Source organism: Janthinobacterium sp. GW823-FHT03B06, from assembly GCF_058796955.1.
Window position 1 is genome coordinate 54,054 of sequence record NZ_JBXAJE010000006.1, and the last position, 23,350, is coordinate 77,403.

A 23,350-nucleotide genomic window follows, 5' to 3' on the forward strand; every position below is an offset into this window, starting at 1 on the left:
ATTATTGCTGCGGTTGCTGCTGAACCTGGTTTTGCACCGCATTGCCCAGCATGCCGCCGCCGATCACGCCGGCCACCGTCGCCAGCGCCTTGCCGCGGCCGCCACCGACCTGATTGCCGATCAAGCCGCCGATGACGGCGCCCGTGCCGATGCCCACGTAGTTCGGTTGTGCCGGCGCCGGCGCAGGCTGCTGCTGGCGGACCGGTTCGCGGTAGGCCGTCTCGCGGTAGCCATCGTTGTTGTCACGGTAGGCAGGACGGGCCTGGGCCACTTGCGTATGGTGCACGACGCGCTTGTGCACGACGGGTGCCGGAGCAGCTTGCGCCACCACGGGGGCGGCCACGGGCGCTGCCAGCGCAGCGGCGTTGGCCGGCGTCATGGCTGCCACGTCGGCAGGCACGGCTGGCACGTTCGCCCGCGAATTGGGCAGGATGCCGGCGATGGACGCCGCGCCCACCAGGCACAGGACCGTCACGGAAATGGCGGCGCCGGCCATCAAGGGGTGGATGCGGCTGGCGGTGGTCGTCGTGTTCATGTGTTCTCCTGGGTGTGGTATTGCGGGTGTTGTTGATGTGTCCAGATTAGCGGCCCCGCCTGCCCAAGGCTAGCCCTTGCGCTGTATCAAACGTAAGCAGGTGTAAGCCGCACTTTCCAAAGCACAGTAGAATCGGTGCTTCCCCTTTTCCGAAAGTCCGCCATGAGCCAGCTATTCACGCCGTTTGCATTGGGGCCGCTGCACGTGGCCAACCGCATTGCCATTGCGCCCATGTGCCAGTACTCGGCCGACAACGGCAACGCCACCGACTGGCACATGATCCACCTGGGCCATTTGGCCCTGTCCGGCGCGGGGCTGCTGATGACGGAAGCGACGGCTGTCTCGCCCGAGGGACGCATCTCGGCCGACGACCTGGGCCTGTGGTCGGACGCGAATCAAGCCGCGCTGGCCAAGGTGGTGCAAGCGATCCGCCGCCACTCCCCAATCCCGCTGGTGGTGCAGCTGGGCCATGCGGGACGCAAGGCATCGAGCCGTGCGCCGTGGCAGGGCGGCACCTGCGTGCATCTGGCCGACGGCGGCTGGCAAACGGTGGCGCCGTCGGCCATCGCCCACGCGCCGGGTGAAACGGTGCCGCTCGCCCTAGACGAGATGGGCTTGCTGCAAATTAAGGGAGCGTTTGTGGCCGCGGCCCAGCGCGTGCATGCGCTCGGCATCGAGGGCATCGAATTGCATGCGGCGCACGGCTATTTGCTGCACCAATTCCTGTCGCCCCTGTCCAACCAGCGCAGCGATGCGTATGGCGGCAGCCTGGACAATCGCATGCGCTTTCCGCTGGAAGTCTATGAAGCCGTGCGCGCCGCCGTGCCGGCCAGCATGGCCGTGGGCGTGCGCCTTTCCGCCACCGACTGGGTCGAGGGCGGATGGGAAATCGAACAAAGCGTGCGTTTCGCGCAGGAACTCAAGCAGTTGGGCGCCGATTTCATCCATGTCTCCAGCGGCGGCATTTCGCCGCAGCAGCAGATTCCCGTGGGACCCGGCTACCAGGTGGCGTTTGCCGAACGCATCAAGCGCGACAGCGGCTTGCCGACAATCAGCGTGGGTTTGATTACGGAAGCGCAGCAGGCCGAAGACATCATCGCCAATGGCCAGTCCGATATGGTGGCGCTGGCGCGCGCCATCCTGTTCGACCCCCGCTGGCCGTGGCACGCTGCGGCCCAGCTGGGCGCGCAAGTGTCGGCGCCGCCGCAGTACTGGCGTTCGCAGCCGCGTGAGTTCAAGAACCTGTTCGGCGACACGACTCTGGGCCAGCGCTAACGTGTCTCGTCTGCTACACTGACGCTTCTTTCCCATTTCTCCAGGACGCTTCGACATGCGCCATTGATACTGCCGTGCTGTGCACGGCCTCGCCCATCCCGCCAGCGCGCCATTGTGCCGCGCGGGTTCGCCAGCCTTGCTCAAGGAGTATCCATGCCCGCATTACTGCAACTCGACCGTCTTTCCTTTGTGCTGCCCGATGGCCGCGCCCTGTTTTCCGATCTGCAATTTTCTTTTGCCCCGCAACGTATCGGCCTCGTCGGCGATAACGGCGTGGGCAAGAGCGTGCTCGCGCGCCTGCTGGCAGGCCGGGCGCAGCCGTCTTCTGGCGCCGTGCGTTGTGACGGCAGCGTGCATTACGTGGCGCAGGAGCTCGATCCGCAGCGCTATCCCACGGTGGCGGCGCTGGCCGGCATGGACGACTTGCTGGCCGCGCTGGCGCGCATCGCCGCCGGCAGCGTCGACGAAGCCGATTACGCACTGGTGGGCGAACGCTGGGATGCCCAGGCCCGATTGCGCCAGGCGCTCGATGCGCTCGATTTGCGCCATGTCGATGCCGATACATCAACGGCCAGCCTGAGCGGCGGCGAACGCCAGCGCATCGCGCTGCAGGGCGCCTGGCTGTCGCAGGCGGACTGGCTGGTGCTCGATGAACCGAGCAACCACCTTGACACGCGGCAGCGCGCCCGCCTGGTGGCGCAGATGGCGCGCTGGCCGGGCGGCTTGCTGCTGATCAGCCATGACCGCGGCTTGCTCGAGCACGTCGATGCAATCGCCGAGCTGTCGCCGCAGGGCTTGCGCAGCTATGGCGGCAATTACGCGCTATATGCGCAGCAGCGCGCGCTGGAACAGGCCGGTTTTGCTGCGGCCCTGCAGGCGGAAAAGGCTGGTGCCCGACGCGAGCAGCGTGAAGCGCAGCAGCACGCCGAGCGCCAGCAGCGCCGAGTCGGACGCGGCGAGAAGGAAGGGCGCGAAGGCAACCAGAGCAAGCTGCTGCTCGACGCGAAAAAGGAGAAAAGCCAGGATAGCCAGGGCAAGCTGCGCGTGCGAGCGCAAGAGGCGCAGCAGGCGCGCCAGCAGCGCGTGATGGATGCCAGCGCCCGCTGTGCGCCCGAGGCCGAACGGCTGCTGCTGGCGCCCGAGAGCGCCGTGCCGAACGGCAAGTTGATCCTGGAGCTGCGCGAGCTGGTCTTGCCGCATGGCCAGGCGCGCGCGATCAACCTGGTGCTGGCCGGGCCGCGCCGCCTGGCCGTGACGGGCGACAATGGCAGCGGCAAGTCGACTCTGCTGCGCGTGATCGCCGGACAACTGGCGCCCGCCAGCGGCGAGCCGCGCTGCCATGCGCAGGTGGCCTGGCTGGACCAGCATGCGGGATTGCAAGACGGCGAGTGCAGCGCCGTGCAACGCTTGCAGGCACGCAACAGCATCTTGCCGGAAGGCGAGCTGCGCACGCGGCTGGCGCTGCTGGGCATTGCCGGCGCGCGCGCCACCATGCCCAGCCGTTTGCTCAGCGGCGGCGAGCGCATGAAGGTGGCGCTGGCGGCCGAACTGTATGCGCAGGCGCCGCCGCAACTGCTGCTGCTCGACGAACCGGACAATCATCTGGACCTGGCCAGCCTGCAGGCGCTGGAGCAGACGCTGCTGCAATACCAGGGGGCGTTACTTGTGGTTTCGCACGACCAGGCATTTTTGGAGGCGATAAATCTTGACCCCGAGGGCTTGACATTGCACAAGTGACAATTTAATGAAAAAAGTCACGCTCGATGCCTGTAGAGCATGCTTCATGAACCGATGCTGAATTTTGTTTGATTGTCGGTATAATCCACTGAATAACCGGGCCTATTTGTGAACTAAAACTGCTGGTTCACCAATATGATGACGTTTAATCTGGCACTGTTGTCGGTCACTACCGCGCTGCCAGGGCGTCATCCTCCGTGCCCTGCCGTGCATGAATTTTGGTTTCGCTTATATTGTTTTCTTGGAGAAATAGCATGTCGTTTTACGAAAAACTCAAAGCCCTCAACATTGAACTGCCAGTCGTTGCCGCGCCAGCTGCCGCCTACGTGATGCATGCCCGCACGGGCAACACTGTCTTCCTGTCCGGCCACCTGGCCAAGAAGGATGGCAAGGTCTGGGTTGGCCAACTGGGCAAGGACGTCACCACGGAAGAAGGCAAGATCGCAGCGCGCGGCATCGCCATCGAACTGATCGCCACCCTGCAAGATGCCTGCGGCGGCGACTTGAGCAAGGTCAAGCGCATCGTCAAGGTCATGAGCCTGGTCAATTCCACCTCCGACTTCACGGAACAGCACCTGGTGACCAATGGCGCCTCGGAACTGTTCGTCGAAGTCTTCGGCGACAGCGGCAAGCACGCCCGCTCCGCCTTTGGCGTGGCGCAAATCCCGCTGGGTGCTTGCGTCGAGATCGAGCTGATCGCCGAACTGGCCTGACGCAGCAGCCTGAGCACATGAGCATGCCGGCGATTGCCGCCGGCTAGCCCTTTCCTCCTTTCCAGCAAGAGCGGAACCGCCATTGGGGTGGAGGGATCGGTGTATTCAAGAAAAAAACGGAGACACGTAATGAAAACGAGTGAACAAGGCTTGCACCGCGGCCTGGGCGAGCGGCAAATCCGCCTGATGGCGCTGGGCGCCGCGATTGGCGTGGGCCTGTTTTTGGGTTCCGGCAACGCCATCAAGATGGCCGGTCCCGGCATCATGCTGTCGTACATCATCGGTGGCGCGGTCATCTTCATGATCATGCGCGCGCTGGGCGAAATGGCCGTGCACAACCCGGTTGCCGGTTCCTTCAGCCGCTATGCCCAGGATTATCTGGGCCCCCTGCAAGGCTATCTGACGGGCTGGAACTACTGGTTCCTGTGGCTGGTCACGTGTGTCGCGGAAATTACCGCCGTCGCCATCTACATGGGCATCTGGTTCCCCGACGTGCCGCGCTGGATCTGGGCCCTGGCGGCCCTCGGTTCCATGGGGGCGATCAACCTGCTGGCCGTGAAAGCCTACGGCGAGTTCGAATTCTGGTTCGCCCTGATCAAGGTCGTCACCATCATCCTGATGATTGTCGGCGGCACGGGCATGATCGTCTTCGGTCTCGGCAACGGCGGTGTGGCCATCGGCATCTCGAACCTGTGGACGCATGGCGGCTTCTTCCCGAACGGCGCGCAGGGCGTGCTGATGTCCTTGCAGATGGTGATGTTTGCCTATCTGGGCGTGGAAATGATCGGCCTGACGGCCGGCGAAGCGGCGAACCCGAAGAAATCGATTCCCGACGCCATCAATTCCGTGTTCTGGCGCATCCTGATTTTCTATGTCGGCGCGCTGTTCGTCATCCTGTCGATCTACCCATGGAATGAAATCGGCACCACCGGCAGTCCCTTCGTCATGACGTTCGAACGCCTGGGCATCAAGACGGCCGCCGGCATCATCAACTTCGTCGTGCTGACGGCAGCCTTGTCGTCGTGCAATGGCGGTATCTTCAGCACGGGCCGCATGCTGTACAACCTGGCGCTGCAAGGCCAGGCCCCGAAGGCGTTTGCGGAAACGACGGCCAGCGGCGTGCCGCGCCGCGCCATCCTCGTGTCCGTCGTGGCGCTGTTGCTGGGCGTGCTGTTGAACTACATGGTGCCGGAAAAAGTGTTTATCTGGGTCACCTCGATCTCGACCTTCGGCGCCGTCTGGACCTGGGGCGTGATCCTGGTCACGCAGATCCAGTTCCGCAAGACCTTGACGCCGCTGGAAATCAAGAACCTGGCCTTCCGCATGCCGTTCGCGCCGTATGGTTCCTGGATTTCGCTCGCGTTCCTGGCGCTGGTGATCGGCCTGATGGCGTATTTCCCCGATACGCGCATCGCCCTGATGGTGGGACCGGCCTGGCTGATCCTGCTGACGGTGCTGTACTACGCGCTGGGCCTGGCGCCCAAGGACAAGCGCGATGACGTGCCGCAAGGCTACGAAGCGGGTTGGCCAGCGGCCGATGCGCCACACATCAAGAAGTAAGCCAGCGTCGTTGAGCTGAGCCAGAAGCGCGCCCCTGCACCCGCAGCGGCGCGCTTTTTATTTCATATTGACAATCCCAGGCCCCGCTAGCGTCCATGCGCGTTTCGCGGCGCACGCCTGGCGTTGTTTCCTTACATCAAAGTTCTGTTTAGCTGAGCCGGTGAAAGCCCTATAATCGCTTAGTTTTGAAAATGGACGCGATCTTTCCGGTTTTTTGCCAGGTAGGGCCGGAGCGCTATTTGTTTTTACCCGTCGTACGAAAATACGTATGCCTCATAAAGGAAGTCTAGTGAGCCAAACCCTGGTCCAGAAACTCTGCCGCACCAAGCCGATCGATACCACGGTCGAATATGGTGAAGGCCTCAGCAGCAGCGGCTTGAGCCGCTCCATCGGCCTGTTTTCCCTCACCATGATCGGCGTCGGCGCCACCATCGGCACGGGCATCTTCTTTACCATGGTCGAAGCCGTGCCCAAGGCGGGCCCCTCGGTCGTCCTGTCCTTCCTGATCGCCGCCATCACGGCTGGCTTGACGGCCTTGTGCTATGCGGAATTGTCGTTCCGCATCCCCGCCTCCGGCTCCTCGTATTCGTTTGCCTACGCCACCGTGGGTGAGTTTCTTGCCTTCATCATGGCCGCCTGTCTGCTGCTCGAATACGGCTTGGCGGGCAGTGCCGTGGCCATCGGCTGGTCGTCCTACCTGAATAACTTCCTGGAAAACGCGTTTGGCTGGCATATTCCCGAGATGCTGCGCACGCCGATGATCGTTTCCGGCCCGCATGGCATGGAGTTCCACTCCGGCCACATCAACCTGCCGCCCATCTTTTTGATCTGCATGTGCGGCTTTTTGCTGCTGCGCGGCGCCAAGGAATCGGCCCTGATGAACGCCATCATGGTCATCATCAAGCTGTCCATCCTCGTGTTCTTCATTGCCATTGCCTTTTCCGGTTTTAATGCAGACAACTTCGTACCGTTCTTTAATACCGACAATAGCAAGGGCTTTGCCGGCATGACGGGCGTCACCGCTGCGGCCGGCACCGTCTTCTTCTCCTTCATCGGCCTCGATACGGTGGCGACGGCGGGCGATGAAGTGAAAGATCCCAAGCGCAATGTGCCACGCGGCATCCTGTATGGCTTGCTGATCGTTACCGTGTTTTATTTGCTGGTGGCCGTGGCCGCCCTCGGTGCGCAACAGGCGAAATTGTTCGAAGGCCAGGAAGCGGGCCTGGCGGTGATCCTGCAAAACGTCACGGGCAAGACCTGGCCCGCGCTGGTGCTGTCGGCCGGTGCCGTCATTTCCGTCTTCAGCGTGACCCTGGTGACGATCTACGGCCAGACGCGCATCCTGTTTGCCGTCAGCCGCGACGGCCTGATCCCGAAATCGTTCCAGAAGATCCATCCGCGCACCCTGGTACCGGTCAGCAATACCATCATCGTCTGCCTGGTGGTGGCTCTGGTGGCGGGTTCCGTCGATGCGACTTACCTGTGGGACATGGTCAGCATCGGCACCCTGACGGCCTTCATGGTGGTCTCGATCGCCGTGCCCGTGCTGCGCCACAAGCAGGGCGCCAACCGTATCGAAGGCTTCAGCGTGCCGTTCGGGCCGTACGTGATTCCTGGCCTGAGCATTATGGCTTGCCTGTACATCATGCGTGATTTGCCGCATACGACGTTTGTCGTGTTCAGCGTGTGGATGGCGGTCACGGTGGCCATTTACTTCTTGTACAGCATGCGGCATTCGCACCTGGGCAGGAAGACCCGCTAATGCAGTCTGTTCCATCCAAAACCGCCGCGCTTGCCGGCGGTTTTTTTTATTTCTAACCGGAATTTACATGATGAAAATAACTGATCTGGCCGCCTGCGGCTTGCTGGCAAGCAGCTTTCTGGGAACCATGGCGCAAGCCGCGCCTGCCAGCGGGCCGGCATTGCGCGATTACCGCGCCGTGGCCCTGTCGGCCAATGGCCAGCGCATCGCCGCCATCGAGTCGAGCAAGGTGGGTGAACAGCCGCAGCGCCCGCATGCGGCCATCGTCGTGCGCGACGCCGCCAACGGCGCCATCGTGCAGCAATTCGACCCGTGCGCCGTGTGTTCCTACGACAAGCCCAGCTGGTCGCCCGATGGCCGGCAACTGGCCTTTGTCGGCTACGATGCCAAGGCGGGCACGGCGCAGCTGTACCTGGCCACGATGACGCAGGCACAGGCGCGCGTGTTGACGAGTATCAAAGGTGTGGCCAGCACGGCGCGCTGGTCGCCGGACGGCAAGCAGCTGGCGCTGCTGGCCACGGTGGGCGCGCGCAAGCTGGCCGGCGCCGTGGAGGCAGGCGCGCGCCAGGTGGGCGAAGTGGGCAGCGAAGACGATGCCCAGCGCATCGCCGTGGTACCTGTCAGCGGCGGCGAACCGCGTCTGCTGTCGCCAAGCGACACCTACGTGTATGAATACAATTGGACGCCCGATGGCCGCGGCTTTGTCGCCACCAGCGCGCAGGGCAATGGCGACAGCAACTGGTGGGTCGCCAAGCTCAGCCATATCGATGCGGCCACGGGCGCCCTGCGCGTGATCGCGTCGCCGGCCATGCAGCTGAACCTGCCGTCCGTCTCGCCAGACGGCAAGACGGTGGCCTTCATCGGCGGCCTGATGAGCGATTTCGGCTCCATCGGCGGCGATATCTATACCGTGCCGCTGGCCGGCGGCACGCCGCGCAACATCACGCCCGATTACCGCGGCACCTTCAATGGCGTCGTCTGGCGCGGCGCCGGCTTGCTGGCGACGGCCCTGATCGATTCGCAGCTGGCGCTGGTGCCTGTCGATGCGCAAACGGGTCCCGCCCAGCCCGTGCTGCTCGGAGAGATCAGCAGCGGCGGCAGCGATGGCCGTCTGTCGTTCAGCGCCGATGGTTTGCAGGCAGCCGCCGCGCAGGAAGACTTTACGCACGCCGGCTACCTGGTGGCGGGGCCGGTGGGCCAGCTGAAAAAGATCACGCGCGACAATGACGGCTTTGCGCCGCAGTTGACGGTGCAGAACGTGGGCTGGAACAACGAGCAATACAAGGTGCAGGGCTGGCTGCTGGGGCCGTTGAAGACGGACGCAGGCAAGCGCTACCCGATGATCGTCAACGTGCATGGTGGCCCCGGCGCGGCCGCCTCGCCCCGTTACGTGGCGGCGAGCACCCTGATCCACGAATTGACGCAAAAAGGCTATTTCGTCTTCCTGCCCAATCCGCGCGGCAGCTTTGGCCAAGGCCAGGCTTTTACACGCGCCAACATGGCGGACTTTGGCGGCGGCGACTGGCGCGACATTCTCACCGGCATCGATGCCGCGCAAAAAGTGGCGCCCGTCGACGGCCAGCGCCTGGGCCTGATCGGCCATTCGTATGGCGGCTTCATGACCATGTGGGGCGTCACGCACAGCGACCGCTTCAAGGCGGCGGTGGCGGGGGCGGGCGTGTCGAACTGGATCAGTTACTACGGCCAGAATGGCATCAACCAGTGGATGATCCCGTTCTTCGGCGCTTCCGCGTATGACGATCCGGCCGTGTACCGCAAGGCTTCGCCCATCGAATCGATCAAGGCGGCGAAGACGCCAACCCTGATTTACGTGGGCGAGCGCGACGTGGAAACGCCGGCCGCCCAGTCGCTGGAATTCTGGCACGGCTTGCGCGCCATGGGCGTGCCGTCCAGCCTGTTCATCTACGACGGCGAAGGCCATTCCTTCCGCAAGCCCGAGCACCAGCGCGATTTGCAGAAACGTACTATCGGCTGGTTTGAACGTTATCTGAAATAAATCGCTGGGGTTTAGCGTGGTGATACGATATGCACGATCGCCGCGCTATGTACCACGATCTTGTCCGCATCCGCCTGCAACAGGCGAATACGGCGCTGCACCAGCGGCCAGCCGGACCAGGCCACGTCGCTGACGGGCGGCGAGGCGGGGGCGGCCAGCGGCGCGTTGATGGCGGCCTTGTCATCGAGTTGCTCCAGCGCGCGCGACAGGGTCAGGCACACTTGCGTGTGGCTATGGCCGAGTAGGGCGTTGACGGGCGTGACGGGCAGCTGGCTGGCGTGGCGCCCGAGGATCGAGCGCAGGGCCGCCACGTGGGCCACCAATAAGTAGTTTTGCACGATGAACAGGTTGATGTCTTCCACGGCCCGCTGCTTGCTGGCCGGTTCATCGAGCATGCGCACCAGCGCCGAGCTGAGCGCGGCCAGGCTGTCCATCAAGCGCTTGCGTTCGATGCGGTAGGCGAAATCATCGAAGCATTTTCCCTGCAGCAGCGCGAAGCTGGCTTGCATATAGCTGAGGTTCACATTCAGTACCTGGCGCACGAGGCGCGGCAGGCTCTGGTATTCCCAGTTGGCCAGCACAAAGCTGAACACGGTGGCCACCGCCGCGCCGATCAGGGTGTCGATCAGGCGCTCGCTGACGAGGTTCGGGTTGCTGGGCGCCACCAGGTGCATTTGCAGCAAGATCATCAGGCTCACGGCAATCGCCGTGTAGCGGTAACGCAGATAGATGAAGGTGGGCGTGGCCACGATGGAGAGGAATAAAATGGCCATCAGCACGATATTGCTGTGCACGAAGCGGATCACGATGGCCGTGATGATGCAGCCGATGATGGTGCCGATGATGCGGTCGGCGCGGCGCTGGCGCGTCATGCTGAAGGTGGGGCGCAGGATGATGACGATGGTCAGGACGATCCAGTAGCTGTGCGCCGCATACGGCAGCCAGTGGCCGATCAGTAATCCCACGGAGATGGCCATCGACACGCGCAGGGCGAAGCGGAACACGGGCGAATCCAGGCGCAGATTCGATAGCAGGGTCTTCAGTTCGTATTTCTGCTGCGACAAAAACGGCGCCATGTCCGCGCCGCTCCAGAACGGCACGTCGGCATAGACTTTTTGCGTGGCCAGATGCAGCTCGGCGATCATTTTCAAAATGGCGCGGATCTTGTTGCGCTGCGCGCGCAGGGTGGCCAGCGCTTCCTGCGCGCCGTCGCCTTTTGCGTGCAGGCGGGCGATTTCCGCTTCGATCTCGGCCCATTCCCTGTCATAGCTGATCTGCGCATACGAGGCGCGCTTGCGCGTGACGGCATACGCCACGGCTTCGATGTCGCGCGCCGCCTTGTAGGCCAGGTCGTGCAAGGATTTCAAGACGTCGGAGTCGGCCAGGTGCTGGCGCAGCAGCGCGTAATCTGTGTGCGTGGAGAGGATCAGTTCATACAAATCGAGCATGCACACGTGCACCTGTACGACGATGGCGTCCTTGCTGTTCTTGTGGCTGCGCAGAATCAGGTCGCGCGACGCCTGCTGGCGGTCGGCCAGAATGCTTTGATGGCGCACCAGCTTGTTGAACTGTTCCGTCAAATTGAAACGCGTGTCGTAGAAATCGGCCTTGATGTCGATGTAGGCGGCTAACTCGAACAGGGCTTCGGCCAGTACTTGCTGCTTGATGCGGTGGCGCAAGACCCAGGCGATGGCCATGGCATAGGCCAGATAGATCAAGCCGCCCAGCATGAACAGGCCCGCATGGTGAAACGATTGCTGCCACGTCATCTGGTGCTCCATCGACATGGTCATGATGAACAGGGCGGCCAGCTGCAAGGGCATGGATTTCTTGCCGTACACCACCATCATGCTGGCAAGAAAGCTGACCAGCACGAGCACCGTCATCAGCAGCCACTGCACGGGACCGCACAGGCTGATCAACAAGGTGACGGCGCTGCACAGCAGAACCGAGGCCAGCATCTCGTTGAACTTGTGGCGCAGGGGGCTGGGCATGTCCATCAGGGTCGTGCACAGGGCGCCGATGCACACTGTCATGGCGGTGGCGCTGTCGCTGATTTCCAGGGTCAGCAAGGTCAGGCCGACCAGGCCGATGGCCACGCGCAAGCCCAGGTAAAAATAATGGCTGTAGATAAAGGTGCGCAGGTTCAGTGCGTAGTGCATGGGATTACCTTGTGGGCAGGGCACAGAAAGAGGCGCCGCACCGGGGTCTCCGATGCGGCGCCAGGATGTTGCATTCGCTACAGCCTTGATTTACATCAGGGCAATGACGGGATAGCGCCGCCATTCAGGCTCGGCAAAGCGCTGGCAGTGTTCAAAAATGAAGTCGAGCACGGCTTCCTGATTGCTCAGCAAGGCCGGATTCGCTGCCTTCCACTCGGCAAATTTAGCGGCCAGCGCCGGCTCATCGCGCAGCAGTTCCGACGCCATGTCTTCAAAGACGTAATCGGAAAACGCTTCTTTCTTCTCCAGCACGCTGTTGAAGAAGCCCCAGCGGAAGAAGCTGTCGTGTGCCTGCGGTTCCAGCGTTTCCACGGCGTAGCGGGCGTTGTCCTGGTCCAGGCTGATCACATAGTCGCCCGCCTGCACGGTGAACTGGCCCGTGCGCGCTTCCAGTTCCACCGTGTCGTGGAACATGTGGCCTTCGTAGGCCGTGGCCCGCGTGCCGACGTCGGTGATGTGGTAGTAGCGCGCCGTTACTGTCTGTTCGGTGGTGATTCGGCTCATTTCGACGCCGTTCCAGCGCAGCCGTTCGATGACTTCGCGCCACGCTTGCGGCACGATATAGGCTTTTGGCGCGGCCACGGTGACGTCCGCATCGAAGCGGTTGTAGTAGGCGATGTCGCGTTCCCACGGCTGCGAGCGGTCGTACGACAGGCGCTGGTAGTCGCCCAGCACGCTAGCCGTGTATTTGGCCGCGTAGCCCTTGAAAGGGAAGGTCGACGGTTGTTCCTCGTTCATGCTCCAGTGGATCGGCCACTCGGCTTGCGTGCGTCCCGCTGCCTTGGCTTGCGCGCGCAATTGGCGGATTCTCTCGCCATGCTTCACCGTAAACGCCATGGTGATGTCGAGCAGGACGCGCATGGACGCGTAGCGGTCGGCAAAGGGCTTGAGCATGTGCGTTTCCGGCATGAAACCGATGACGTGATGCAAGGCCGCAAAACCGGTCGAGAAACGGGGCACTTCGAGGAATTCGGCGATGCCGTGGTCCGGGCTATCCTTGACGGGGTTCACGTACGGGCAGGTGGGCCAGCCGGCTTGTTCCATGTGCGCAAAGATGTGCGGCAGCATGGTGTCTTGCAGGAAGGGACCGAGGCCATTGCCCAGCTTATCCGTCTGCGTGTGGATCAGGGTCATCGTGTACGGGTAGTCGGCGCCGTTCGACGTGTGCGTGTCGACCATCACGTCCGGGTCCCAGCTGGCCAGCAGGCGGTTGAACACTTGCGCGTTCAGGCTGTCGCACTTGATGAAATCGCGGTTCAAGTCCAGGTGGCGGCTATTGCCGCGGAAACCGAATTGCTCCGGGCCATCCTGGTTTACGCGCGACGTGTTGGCGCGGTTCAGACTGCCATCGACGTTGTAGATCGGAATGAACAGCAGCACGGTGCTGCCCAGCGCCGCCAGGCGTTCCGGCTGCGTGCACAGGTCGCGCACGATGGCCATGCAGGCGTCGATGCCTTCCGGTTCGCCCGGGTGGATGCCGTTGTTGTTGAAGAACACGGTGCGGCCCGCGCGCTTGATCTGTTCGCGGTCGAATACGCCGTCCGCGCTGATGACGCCAGCATGGATGGGCACGCCCGAATCGGACAGGCCGATCTGTTCGAAGTGCAGCACTTGCGGGTAGCGTGCGGCGAGATCTTGATAGAAGGTGATGCATTCCAGCCAGGTCGTGGTCTGGTTGTGGTTACCGAGTTCGTAGGTCGTGCGCAAGTCTGGTGGCATAGCGGTCTGAGTCTGGGAGGGGGAAGGCGCGCTGGGTAAGTACGCCCGCTAGGGGCCAATTGTAGCACCGGCGTCGGCGCCTTGAGGCGCGGCAGATGGGCCGGGCCGCACTTGTGTTATGAATACGTTTCACGCGCAAGGGAGGCGGCATGGGCAAGGCAGTGTTGGCAGCGCTGGTGTGGTGGGCTTGCCTGGCGGCACAGGCGGCGCCGTTGCGCTTGCCTGCGAGCAAGGAACCGGTGGCGCAGGGCGGCTCCGTGACCGCCGCCGCACAGGGCGCGCTGATACGCTACCGGGGCTGGCTGCTGGCCGTCGATGGCGCCGTATCGGAGGAGCGGCCCGACGTCTTGCTGACGTCGGCGGAGGCGGGGCAGGCGCCGCAGTTGCGGGTCGGCGCGACGCAGCGTGTCTTGCCCGTATGGTCGGCTTTCGAGCTCGTCAAGGGCAGCACGCGCCTGCGCATCACGGCGCTGCCGGGGCCGGATGAGGTGGCCGCGCTGCTGCTGGACTTTGGCGACGGCGATTACCGCATCGTGATTCCCGCCGCGCGCATCGCCCGGCAAGCCTATCCGCTGCTGGCGCAGCGCTTTCCCGGCGCCGACCTGGCCTTGCTGCTGCAGGAGGGCCGGAGGGTCATGCTGCCGCTGGGAAGCGGCAGCGCGCAAGTATTTGGCGAGGAGCAAGCCGTGCCTTACCGCTTTAGCAAAGTAAAACGTTAGGCAAAAAAAAAAGCCACTCCCGCAGGAGTGGCTCAGGGAACAACCGCCCGTTGCCGGGCTTATTAGTTGTTGTTATCCGCGAATTACTCGGCGCCCATTTCTTTCAGCAGGTTGTCTGCGTGGTCGATGTGTTTCATGTTCCACAGCATGTAGCGCAGGTCGACCTGGATCGAACGGGTGTTGGCCTTGTTGTAGTCCCAGTCGGAAATGATCGAGTCCAAGGTGCCGTCGAATGCCAGGCCGATGAATTCGCCTTTTGCGTTCAGGGCAGCCGAACCGGAGTTGCCGCCGGTGATGTCCAGGGTGGCCAGGTAGTCGACCGGCACGGTTTTCAGCTTCGGATCGACGAATTTGCCGAAGTCCTTGGCCTTGATCGCGGCCAGTTGTTTCGCCGGCGCATTGAACTCGCCTTCGCCCGTGGCTTTGGCGGCGACGCCATTGACGGTGGTGAAAGCGGTCCAGGTGGTGCCGTCGGCGCCATGGTCACGGCCGGCAACACGGCCGAACGTCACGCGCAGGGTGCTGTTGGCGTCAGGATAGACGGCTTGGCCCTTGCTCTTCATGAAGGCGATTTTTGCTTTCATGTAGTTGGCGTAGGCTTGCTGGATCTTGCCGGCCAGTTCTTCGTCTTCCGCTTCGTTTTTCAGCGAATCCGGGTACATGGCGACGGCGGCCTGGATGAAGCTGTCCTTGCTGGCCTGGAATTCGGCTGGCGTGCGTTTCAACCATGCCGCGCGTTCTTCCTTGTCGGCCAGCTTGCTGCCCGCATACAGTTTGTCCAGGGCGGCGGCCAGGTCGGCTTGCGACATGCCATCCTTGATGCCGATGGCGGCGTCGAAGCTGGCACGGCGTTGTGCGGCTGGTTGCGCGGCGTACTTGGTCAGGCTGTTCAATACCAGCGCCTTGTCGACTTTTTCATCGTAGGTGCGCTCGACCGACGTGATGCTCGACGACAAACGTGGCAAATCGCGCGTCTGGTAGCCGGACTTGCGTTCCGTATCGGCCTTGGTGCCTTCGTTCGACAAACGGTACAGGCTGCGTGCCGTGCTCAGCAGGCGTGGCTGCGCATAGCTGAGGAAGAAATCGCGCTTGGTGTCGGCATCGCGCTCGGCGATCAGCTTTTCCACTTGCTCGATGTCGCCGGCAAATTCCGCCTTGCGGGCAGGATTGGCGTTGACCCAGGTTTTCAGGGCTTCGTGTTCCGTCGTCTTGCGCGCCAGGAAGTCGCTGCCCGCGTACGAGTCCAGCATGCCTTGGCGGTTCTTGTAGTAATTGTTCACGCCGGCAACCTGGCCCGCGTATTTCAGGGCAACGTCCTTGTTATCCTTGGTTTCGCGCGCGATGATGGCCAGGGTTTCGCCCGACGCTTTCACGAAGGCCGGGTAGTTCCAGTCAAACGTGAACGCCACTTCCGATGGCAGGCGGTGACGGTTGGTGCGGCCCGGGTAGCCCAGCGCCATGACGAAATCGCCTTCTTTCAAGCCATCCTTGGCCAGTTTCAGCACGTGTTTTGGCTGGTACGGCACGTTGTCCTTGCTGAAGTCGGCAGCTTTGCCGTCTTTGCTGACGTAGGCGCGGTAGAAACCGTAGTCGCCCGTGTGGCGTGGCCACATCCAGTTGTCGGTGTCGCCGCCGAATTTACCCACGCCCGCTGGTGGCGCGTGCACCAGGCGCACGTCGCGGATTTCCAGTTGCTTGATCAGGTAAAACTCGAGGCCGCCGTAGTAGCTCGACACGGTGCAGCGGAAACCCGCTTCTTTTTCGCATTCTGCAACCAGTTTCTTCTGGTTTTTCTCGATCGCGTCGATGCGTGCCTTGCCTTGCAGCTTGGCCACGTCGGCGCTGATGATCTTGTCGCTGACATTGGTCACGGCCGAGGTGACGAAGATGCGGCTGCCCGGGGCGGCCGGCAATTCTTCAGCGAAGGTCTTGGCCAGGAAACCGTTGGCCAGCAAATCGCGCTCCTTGGTCGAATTGACCGCCACGCTGTTGTAGACGCAATGGTGGTTGGTGGCAACCAGGCCTTGCGGCGAGACGAACGACGCCGAGCAGCCGCCCAGGCTGACGATGGCGCCCATCGGGAATTCGGTCAGTTTGGTCAGGGTGGTCGGATCGAGTTTCAGTCCGGCGGCTTTCAGTTCCTTGGCTACTTGTGGCAGCTGTTGGGGCATCCACATGCCTTCGTCGGCGTGTGCGAAGTTGCTCAGGATGGCGAGCGCGATGAGAGATTTTTTCATTCGAGTTCTGTTCTTTTACATTGTAGGGAAGTCGGAATCAGCGGAGTACCCGCTGATTGTGCAGCGGGCGACATAGAGTATCCGTATCGAACCCGCACTAGTCAATCACATTTTCCGGAGGGTATGTTCATACGTGGTTGCTTGAATGACATGATTTTAGGTGGCGCAGGGGCAGGAACCGGCCGCCAACGCGCATTTTTCCGTGCGGCCGCTGTGGTATTGTCCATACGTGTCCTAGCGGCAATGAAAAGTGGCCGGGCGCTTGCGCGGCCCGGCCATTTGCTGATGCGCAGCTGTTTGCCTGCTTAGCGTATTTTGCCGCGGCGTAAAAGATTGACGATGCCCAGCAGGATGACGGCGCCGAGGAATGAGACCAGCAGCGAAGCCAGACTGAAATTGTCGCTATTGATGGTGCCCGTGCCGAACAGGGGCGCCAGCAGCCAGCCGCCCAGGAAGGCGCCAACGATGCCGACGACGATATTGAGGAAGATGCCCTGTTGTGCATTGGTTTTCATGACCATGCTGGCCAGCCAGCCGATGACGCCGCCAATAACGATCCAGATAATGAAATTCATGTGGTCCTCCGCGGTGGATAAGTGGGTGTGTCATGTCAGAACAACATCATGCCAATCGATAGTGATGCCGCACGATAGAAAAGTCCAGCGGATTCTCGTCGTGCATGCAAAAGCCCGCCTGGCTGCGGGCAACGAGGCGGGCTTGTCCTGCGGAAAGGCGGTGTTTAATCGGCCTTGATCGCTTCGACCTGGATGGCCAGCTTGACTTCCGGCGAGAACGCCGGCATGCCGTAGTTCAAGCCAAAGTCGCTGCGCTTGAATTCCGCCGTGGCGTCGGCGCCGCACACTTCGCGCTTGTAGCGCGGGTGCATGATGCACTTGAACTTGCTCACATTCAGCTTGACGGGCTTGGTCACGCCCAGCAAGGTCAGTTCGCCATCGACTTCCACCAGCTGCTCGCCGTTGAACTTGAGCGAGGTACTTTTGTAGGTGATTTGCGGAAATTTCTCGACGTTGAACATGTCCGCTTTTTTCGCGTGCGTGTTCATGGCATCGAGGCCGAAATCGATCGAATCGGCATCGATGACCAGGTCCAGGCTGCCCGTCTTGGCGGCGCGGTCCAGGGCGACCGTCCCCTTGGTCTTGTTGAACTTGCCGCGCCACACCGACATGCCCATGTGATCGGCTTCAAAGCTGGGGAAGGTGTGCGTCGGGTCGAGGTTGTAGGTGTCGGTAGCGGCCATGGCCGAACCCGCGCCAGCAGCTGCCAGCACGGCGATCATCAAGTGCGAAAGTTTCATGCAGATCCTAAAGTTGAACAGGTTGTGGAGTTGTTTTTGGTAACGCCTGAAAAACGTTCAGGACAAGGCGCCTTGCCCAAGGCAGTACGAATAGTACGACGAGGCAAGAGCAACGCAGCCATGGACGTTTTCTCAGGTGTTACTGAGCAGCGACGTGGAATTTGATCGTGACCTCGTCGGCAACCATGCTCGTGTCTTTCCACTCGCCTTCGCCGATGTTGTAGGTCAGGCGCTTGATCGGCAGGGCGCCGTCAAACGCGTATTTGCCGCCGTCGGCTTTTACCGCCAGGGGGAAGGTCACGTCGGTGGTCTTGCCTTTGATGCTCAGCTTGCCGGTGACCGTCAGCTTGCCCGCGCCGGCGGCCTTGATGCTGCTCGAGACAAAGGTGGCTTTCGGGAACTGGGCCGAGTTGAACCATTCTTTCTTCGCCACTTCCTTGTTGTACTCGGGGTCGCCGATATCGATGCTGGCGGTCTCGATTTCCACCGACGCTTTCGAGGCATCCGGCGTGGCCGGGTTGTAATCGATGGCGATATTGAATTTCTTGAACTTCGCTTCCACGGGCACGTTCATTTGCTTGAACACGGCCGACACGCTGGTCTTGGCGGGGTCGACTTTCAGCAGGGTGGCGGCGGTGGCGGCCACGGACAGGCCCAGCAGGGAAGCGAGGACGATGCGTTGGGTGGTTTTCATCTTGTTTTTTTCCTGTAGTTTCAGTGAGCAAGGGGACGTCGATGTCAGGGCAGCATGCGCTTGAGGACGCCATCACGGTCGATGAACTGGTGCTTCAGCGCCGCCAGCACATGGGCGGCCACGGCGGCTGCCATCGTCATGTTCAGAACATAATGAATCTCTTTTAAAAGCGGCTTAAGTTCCGGGTTTGGCGCCATGATGACGGGCAGCTGGAACAGGCCCAGGTAGACCACCGGCACGCCGGCGGCCAGGGTGTACAGGTAGCCGGAGATGGGCACGGCGAAGATCAGGATGTACAGCAGCACATGCATGGCGTCGGCCGCCTTCTTTTGCCAGGCAACCATGCTGGCCGGGTGCGGCGGCGGCACGTTGGCCTTGCGCCACAGCAGGCGGATGGCGGCGATGGCCAGCACGGTCACGCCCAGCCATTTGTGCCAGGAGAAATATTTGAGCTTGGTGGGCGTCAGGCCGGGAATATCCGTCATGATCAGGCCCATGACGAAGGCGCTGATGATCAGCAGGGCGGTCAGCCAGTGCAGGATGATGGCGGTGGTGGTGTAGCGTTGCATCGATGGCTTTCTTGAATGTAGTACGTATTAGGACTAATTCGGCCTAATATACCAAAGAAAATCAAATTGCGCTGCGTGCTGGAGATTCTACAAGAAAGATTGCCGGAAAAACCGCGGGGCGGGCAGCATTTGTGTGCTGGCCGCCCCGCGGGAGTGGGACCGGACGATCCCCATGTGAAAACTGCTTAGATGGCTTTGGCCAATTGCGCCGCGATACCGATGTAGTTGCCCGGCGTCATGGTCAGCAGCACGTCCTTGGCATCCTGCGGAATGGCCAGGCCATTGACGAAGGTTTGCAGCGCTTCCTTCGAGATGCCCTTGCCGCGCGTCAGCTCTTTCAGCTGCTCGTACGGGTTTTCGATGCCGTAGCGGCGCATCACGGTTTGTACGGGTTCGGCCAGCACTTCCCAGGTTGCGTCCAGGTCTTGCGCCAGGCGCGCGTGGTTCACTTCCAGCTTGTTCAGGCCGCGCAGGCAGCTGTCATACGCCAGCAAGGTGTAGCCCAGGCCCACGCCAATGTTGCGCAGCACGGTCGAATCCGTCAAATCGCGCTGCATGCGCGAGACGGGCAGTTTTTCCGACAGGTGCTTGAGCACGGCGTTGGCCAGGCCCAGGTTGCCTTCCGAGTTTTCGAAGTCGATGGGGTTGACCTTGTGCGGCATCGTCGACGAACCGATTTCGCCCGCTTTCAGCTTTTGCTTGAAGTAGCCCAGCGAGACGTACGTCCAGATGTCGCGGTTCAGGTCCAGCAGGATCGTGTTGGCGCGCGCGAAGGCGTCGAACAGTTCGGCCATGTAGTCGTGCGGTTCGATCTGGATCGTGTATGGGTTGAAGACCAGGCCCAGGCGCTGTTCGATGACGGCCTGCGAGAATGCGGGCCAGTCGAAGCCGGGATAGGCCGACAGGTGGGCGTTGTAGTTGCCGACGGCGCCATTCATCTTGCCGAGGATTTCCACTTGCGCGATGCGTTTCACGGCGCGCTGCAGGCGGGCCACGACGTTGGCGAATTCCTTGCCCAGGGTGGTCGGGCTGGCCGTCTGGCCGTGCGTGCGCGACAGCATCGGCACGTCGGCGTTGTCGTGCGCGATCTGCGTCAGCTTGGCCACCAGGCCGTTCAATGCCGGCAGCATCACGCCGTCGCGCGCGGCCTTGAGCATCATGCCGTGCGAGGTGTTGTTGATGTCTTCCGAGGTGCAGGCGAAATGGATGAATTCCGACGCCGCCACCAGTTCCGGCACGTCCGCCACTTGTTCCTTCAGCCAGTACTCGACGGCCTTGACGTCATGGTTGGTGACCGCTTCGATGGCCTTGATGCGAGCCGCGTCGGCTTCCGAGAAGTCGGCCGCCATCTTGTCGAGCAGGGCGCTCGCTTCGGCCGAGAACGGCTTGATTTCGGCGAAACCGGCTTGCGACAGCGCCTGCAGCCAGGAGATTTCCACTTTCACGCGGTGGTGCATGAAACCGGCTTCGGACAGGATCGGGCGCAGCAGATCGGTCTTGCTGGCGTAGCGGCCATCGAGCGGAGACAGGGCCGACAGCGTGGAATACGGAGTAGTAGAAGTCATGAGAGCGGACGCAAGTTAAAGAAACGGTTGGCGTGTGGCGCGCGGGGAGGGCAGGGCTATTGCAATACAGCAATACTGACGGCGCCACAGTAAAGGACGATTTTACCACCGCTGGCCGCTGGCCAGCCGTCCATCGGGCGCCGGCGCACCGCAATTTGGCTGAATCCGGCCCCGATGCGGCATGCCTGCCACACCATGGAGACGGCTGGGCGCGTGCCGCCAAACACCGCTGCCGCCGATGCTATACTGCTTGCTGATCCTTTACCTTAAAGTAGCTATGAAACTGATCGGTTCCCTCGCCAGCCCGTATGTCCGCAAAGCCCGTATCGTGCTGGCGGAAAAAAAGCTCGACTATGTCTTCGAGCTGGAAAACGTGTGGGTGCCGGAAACCCGCATCGCCCAGGCCAATCCCCTGGGCAAGGTGCCCTGCCTGGTGATGGAAGATGGCAGCACCTTGATCGACTCGAAAGTCATCGTCGAATACCTCGACACGCTCACGCCCGTCTGTAAACTGCTGCCGGCCGGCGGCAATGGCCGCGAACGGGCCGATATCAAGAACTGGGAAGCGCTGGCCGACGGCATCCTCGACGCGGGCGTGCTGGTGCGCCTGGAGCGCACGCAGCGCCCGCCCGAGCAGCAAAGCGCGGCCTGGATCGCGCGCCAGCTGGACAAAGTCACGCTGGGCCTGGCGGCGCTCGAGGCGCGCCTGGGCGAGAGCGCGTATTGCGCCGGCAAGAACTACACCCTGGCCGACGTGGCCGTGGGCTGTACCCTGGGCTGGCTCAGCTTCCGCTTCCCGGAAATCGACTGGCGCGCGGATCACCCGGCGCTGGCGCGCCTGTTCGACAAACTGTCCGAACGGCAATCTTTCAAGGATACCGTGCCGCAATAAGGCGCGGACGAAAAAAAACCGGCTCTGCCGGTTTTTTTATCTGCCTCGAAGAGCAATTACTCATCAATCGCCATCTGACTTTGCAGGTAATTCTGAATGCCGACCTTGGCGATCAGGTCGATCTGCGTTTCGAGCCAGTCGATATGCTCTTCCGTGTCTTCCAGGATCATCAGGAACAGGTCGCGCGAGACGTAGTCGCCCGCTTTTTCGCTGATGGCGATGCCTTCCTTGACGGTGGCGTGCGCGGCGCGTTCCAGCTTCAGGTCGCATTCCAGCATTTCCGGCGTGTTCTCGCCGATCAGCAGCTTGTGCAGCGCTTGCAGGTTCGGCAGGCCGTCGAGCATCAGGATGCGGTCGATCAGCTTGTCGGCGTGTTTCATTTCGCCGATCGATTCTTCGTATTCCTTCTTGCCCAGCTTTTCCAGGCCCCAGTGCTTGTACATGCGCGCATGCAGGAAGTACTGGTTGATGGCCGACAGTTCGTTGGTGAGCTGTGCATTGAGCATGCGGATGACTTCTTTATCGCCCTTCATGGCATTTCCTTTGTTCTGTGTCGCGTTCGATGATGAAACCGCAGGCTGCTGGCGTTCACGGCCGGGTGGCGCAGGGCTGCCTGGTGGCGCGCAGGTTGCCGGTTTCGCTATGCCCGCATGATAGCGCAAAATATGGGCGGTTTTCGGTGCTAAACGGCATTTTTCCGTCTTTTTAACGTAAATATCGTGCGAATAAAACCCATTCTCAAGTGGATTGCCCACTTGCGCCGTTTTTTATTTGTTAAGGAAAATGAAGGCCATTCTCATTCGCGTTTCTGGCCCGCTTTTGGCGCTGCCGGATCGCGTGCCTGACCGCGCTGAACAGGCGGGAAATGTTGGGCCATTCTTGCTTTTGTGGCTTCTTGGCCGCTGCCGGCGATGCGATAATCAGGCAGCGATATTTACTGAAAAAAGGATAGCAAGATGATGCTGCATATACCCGGCGTGCTGACGCCGGAACAGGTGACGCAGTTTCGCCAGCGCCTGGCGCAGACGGACTGGGTCGACGGGCGCGCCAGCGTCGGGGCGCAAGGCGCGCAAGTCAAGCGCAACCGCCAGCTGGCCGAAGGGTCGCCGCTGGCGCTGGAACTGGGCGAGATCGTCAGCCGCGCGCTGATGGCCAATCCGCTGTTCTTTGCCGCCGTGCTGCCGCTGCGCATCCTGCCGCCCTTCTTCAACAGCTATGCGGGCGGCGAGCACTATGGCCTGCATATCGACGGCGCCATCCGCACGCCGAAAAACGGCATGCAGTCGATGCGCGCCGACGTCTCGTCGACCGTGTTCCTGAGCGAGCCGGACGAGTACGAGGGCGGCGAGCTGGTGGTGGTCGATGCGTATGGCACGCATGAAGTGAAACTGCCGGCCGGCGACGTGATCGTGTATCCGTCGAGCAGCGTGCATCAGGTGCTGCCCGTCACCAGCGGCGAGCGCATCTGCTCTTTCCTGTGGACGCAAAGCATGGTGCGCGAGGACTGGAAGCGCAGCATGCTGTTCGAGCTCGATCAGAACATCCAGAGCGTGCGCGCAGAACACGGCGATTCGCCGGCCACCGTGGGACTGACGGGGCATTATCACAATCTGCTGCGCATGTGGGCGGAGATGTAATCGTGGTGATGTCGGATTACGCGCGGCCTTTGGCCTCGCTAATCCGACCTACGATACTGCGTGATGCACCGGCAAAAAAAAAGTCTGCCTGGCCCGGGGATGTAGGCTGGCAGACTGAAACAAGCAAATCGCTTGACTAAAAAGGGCGCAAAAAAGCAAGCAGGGCACAGGGTGCGATGCTT

19 protein-coding genes are annotated in these 23,350 nt (G+C 61.8%); 9 read left to right on the plus strand and 10 right to left on the minus strand.

Going from position 1 to position 23,350, the window contains the following annotated elements; translation table 11 throughout:
- Position 1 precedes the first annotated feature (1 nt).
- Positions 2 to 535 carry a glycine zipper 2TM domain-containing protein gene (locus AC1RBA_RS19580; RefSeq protein WP_070290819.1) on the minus strand — a complete coding sequence of 178 codons (534 nt, stop codon included), beginning with the start codon at positions 533 to 535 and terminating at the stop codon, positions 2 to 4.
- Positions 536 to 697: 162 nt separating this feature from the next.
- Here AC1RBA_RS19580 and AC1RBA_RS19585 point away from each other — a divergent pair, with 162 nt between their 5' ends.
- The 6 genes from AC1RBA_RS19585 to AC1RBA_RS19610 all read left to right on the plus strand — a co-directional run bounded on the left by AC1RBA_RS19585 (position 698) and on the right by AC1RBA_RS19610 (position 9,599).
- Complete coding sequence (locus AC1RBA_RS19585) at positions 698 to 1,810, plus strand: NADH:flavin oxidoreductase/NADH oxidase (protein ID WP_070290820.1); 1,113 nt, start codon at positions 698 to 700, stop codon at positions 1,808 to 1,810.
- 153 nt (positions 1,811 to 1,963) lie between these two features.
- The gene (locus AC1RBA_RS19590) at positions 1,964 to 3,547 is read left to right on the plus strand and encodes an ATP-binding cassette domain-containing protein (protein ID WP_492419629.1); all 1,584 of its coding nucleotides are present in this window, start codon (positions 1,964 to 1,966) and stop codon (positions 3,545 to 3,547) included.
- Between the two features lie 254 nt (positions 3,548 to 3,801).
- Positions 3,802 to 4,260: a RidA family protein gene (locus tag AC1RBA_RS19595; protein ID WP_230539212.1), complete on the plus strand. Its 459-nt coding sequence runs from the start codon at positions 3,802 to 3,804 to the stop codon at positions 4,258 to 4,260.
- A 129-nt stretch (positions 4,261 to 4,389) separates the two neighbouring features.
- On the plus strand, positions 4,390 to 5,820 hold the full coding sequence (locus AC1RBA_RS19600; RefSeq protein WP_070220650.1) for an amino acid permease: 1,431 nt from the start codon (positions 4,390 to 4,392) through the stop codon (positions 5,818 to 5,820).
- Between the two features lie 289 nt (positions 5,821 to 6,109).
- A complete protein-coding gene (locus tag AC1RBA_RS19605; protein WP_083287796.1) occupies positions 6,110 to 7,582 on the plus strand; it encodes an amino acid permease in 1,473 nt (490 codons plus the stop codon).
- A 67-nt stretch (positions 7,583 to 7,649) separates the two neighbouring features.
- Positions 7,650 to 9,599: a S9 family peptidase gene (locus AC1RBA_RS19610; RefSeq protein ID WP_492419630.1), complete on the plus strand. Its 1,950-nt coding sequence runs from the start codon at positions 7,650 to 7,652 to the stop codon at positions 9,597 to 9,599.
- Between the two features lie 11 nt (positions 9,600 to 9,610).
- Here the strand turns inward: AC1RBA_RS19610 and AC1RBA_RS19615 are convergent, their stop codons facing one another.
- Both AC1RBA_RS19615 and AC1RBA_RS19620 read right to left on the minus strand, forming a co-directional pair.
- On the minus strand, positions 9,611 to 11,761 hold the full coding sequence (locus AC1RBA_RS19615; RefSeq protein ID WP_121670630.1) for an FUSC family protein: 2,151 nt from the start codon (positions 11,759 to 11,761) through the stop codon (positions 9,611 to 9,613).
- Positions 11,762 to 11,851: 90 nt separating this feature from the next.
- Positions 11,852 to 13,540, minus strand: coding sequence for a M14 family zinc carboxypeptidase (locus tag AC1RBA_RS19620; protein WP_070290824.1), 1,689 nt, complete (start codon positions 13,538 to 13,540; stop codon positions 11,852 to 11,854).
- Positions 13,541 to 13,689: 149 nt separating this feature from the next.
- Between AC1RBA_RS19620 and AC1RBA_RS19625 the strand changes: the two genes are divergently transcribed.
- Positions 13,690 to 14,259, plus strand: a complete 570-nt coding sequence (locus AC1RBA_RS19625; RefSeq protein WP_070290825.1) for a hypothetical protein — start codon at positions 13,690 to 13,692, stop codon at positions 14,257 to 14,259.
- A gap of 83 nt (positions 14,260 to 14,342) precedes the next feature.
- Here the strand turns inward: AC1RBA_RS19625 and AC1RBA_RS19630 are convergent, their stop codons facing one another.
- The 6 genes from AC1RBA_RS19630 to purB form a co-directional block, all read right to left on the minus strand.
- Positions 14,343 to 16,496, minus strand: a complete 2,154-nt coding sequence (locus AC1RBA_RS19630) for a S46 family peptidase (protein ID WP_070220636.1) — start codon at positions 16,494 to 16,496, stop codon at positions 14,343 to 14,345.
- Between the two features lie 305 nt (positions 16,497 to 16,801).
- Positions 16,802 to 17,071: a GlsB/YeaQ/YmgE family stress response membrane protein gene (locus tag AC1RBA_RS19635; RefSeq protein WP_034778894.1), complete on the minus strand. Its 270-nt coding sequence runs from the start codon at positions 17,069 to 17,071 to the stop codon at positions 16,802 to 16,804.
- A gap of 164 nt (positions 17,072 to 17,235) precedes the next feature.
- Positions 17,236 to 17,811, minus strand: a complete 576-nt coding sequence (locus tag AC1RBA_RS19640; RefSeq protein WP_070220635.1) for a YceI family protein — start codon at positions 17,809 to 17,811, stop codon at positions 17,236 to 17,238.
- A 139-nt stretch (positions 17,812 to 17,950) separates the two neighbouring features.
- Positions 17,951 to 18,505, minus strand: a complete 555-nt coding sequence (locus tag AC1RBA_RS19645; protein ID WP_070290826.1) for a YceI family protein — start codon at positions 18,503 to 18,505, stop codon at positions 17,951 to 17,953.
- Positions 18,506 to 18,549: 44 nt separating this feature from the next.
- Positions 18,550 to 19,074 (minus strand): cytochrome b, encoded by a 525-nt coding sequence (locus AC1RBA_RS19650; RefSeq protein WP_070290827.1) that lies wholly within the window; start codon positions 19,072 to 19,074, stop codon positions 18,550 to 18,552.
- Positions 19,075 to 19,259: 185 nt separating this feature from the next.
- Positions 19,260 to 20,639: an adenylosuccinate lyase gene (gene purB / locus AC1RBA_RS19655; protein WP_070220631.1), complete on the minus strand. Its 1,380-nt coding sequence runs from the start codon at positions 20,637 to 20,639 to the stop codon at positions 19,260 to 19,262.
- 277 nt (positions 20,640 to 20,916) lie between these two features.
- Here purB and AC1RBA_RS19660 point away from each other — a divergent pair, with 277 nt between their 5' ends.
- Positions 20,917 to 21,531, plus strand: a complete 615-nt coding sequence (locus AC1RBA_RS19660; RefSeq protein ID WP_070290828.1) for a glutathione S-transferase N-terminal domain-containing protein — start codon at positions 20,917 to 20,919, stop codon at positions 21,529 to 21,531.
- 56 nt (positions 21,532 to 21,587) lie between these two features.
- Here the strand turns inward: AC1RBA_RS19660 and bfr are convergent, their stop codons facing one another.
- On the minus strand, positions 21,588 to 22,064 hold the full coding sequence (gene bfr / locus AC1RBA_RS19665) for a bacterioferritin (RefSeq protein WP_070290829.1): 477 nt from the start codon (positions 22,062 to 22,064) through the stop codon (positions 21,588 to 21,590).
- Between the two features lie 423 nt (positions 22,065 to 22,487).
- On the opposite strand from bfr, the gene AC1RBA_RS19670 reads away from it, so the two are divergent.
- A complete protein-coding gene (locus AC1RBA_RS19670; protein WP_035822772.1) occupies positions 22,488 to 23,168 on the plus strand; it encodes a Fe2+-dependent dioxygenase in 681 nt (226 codons plus the stop codon).
- Positions 23,169 to 23,350 lie beyond the last annotated feature (182 nt).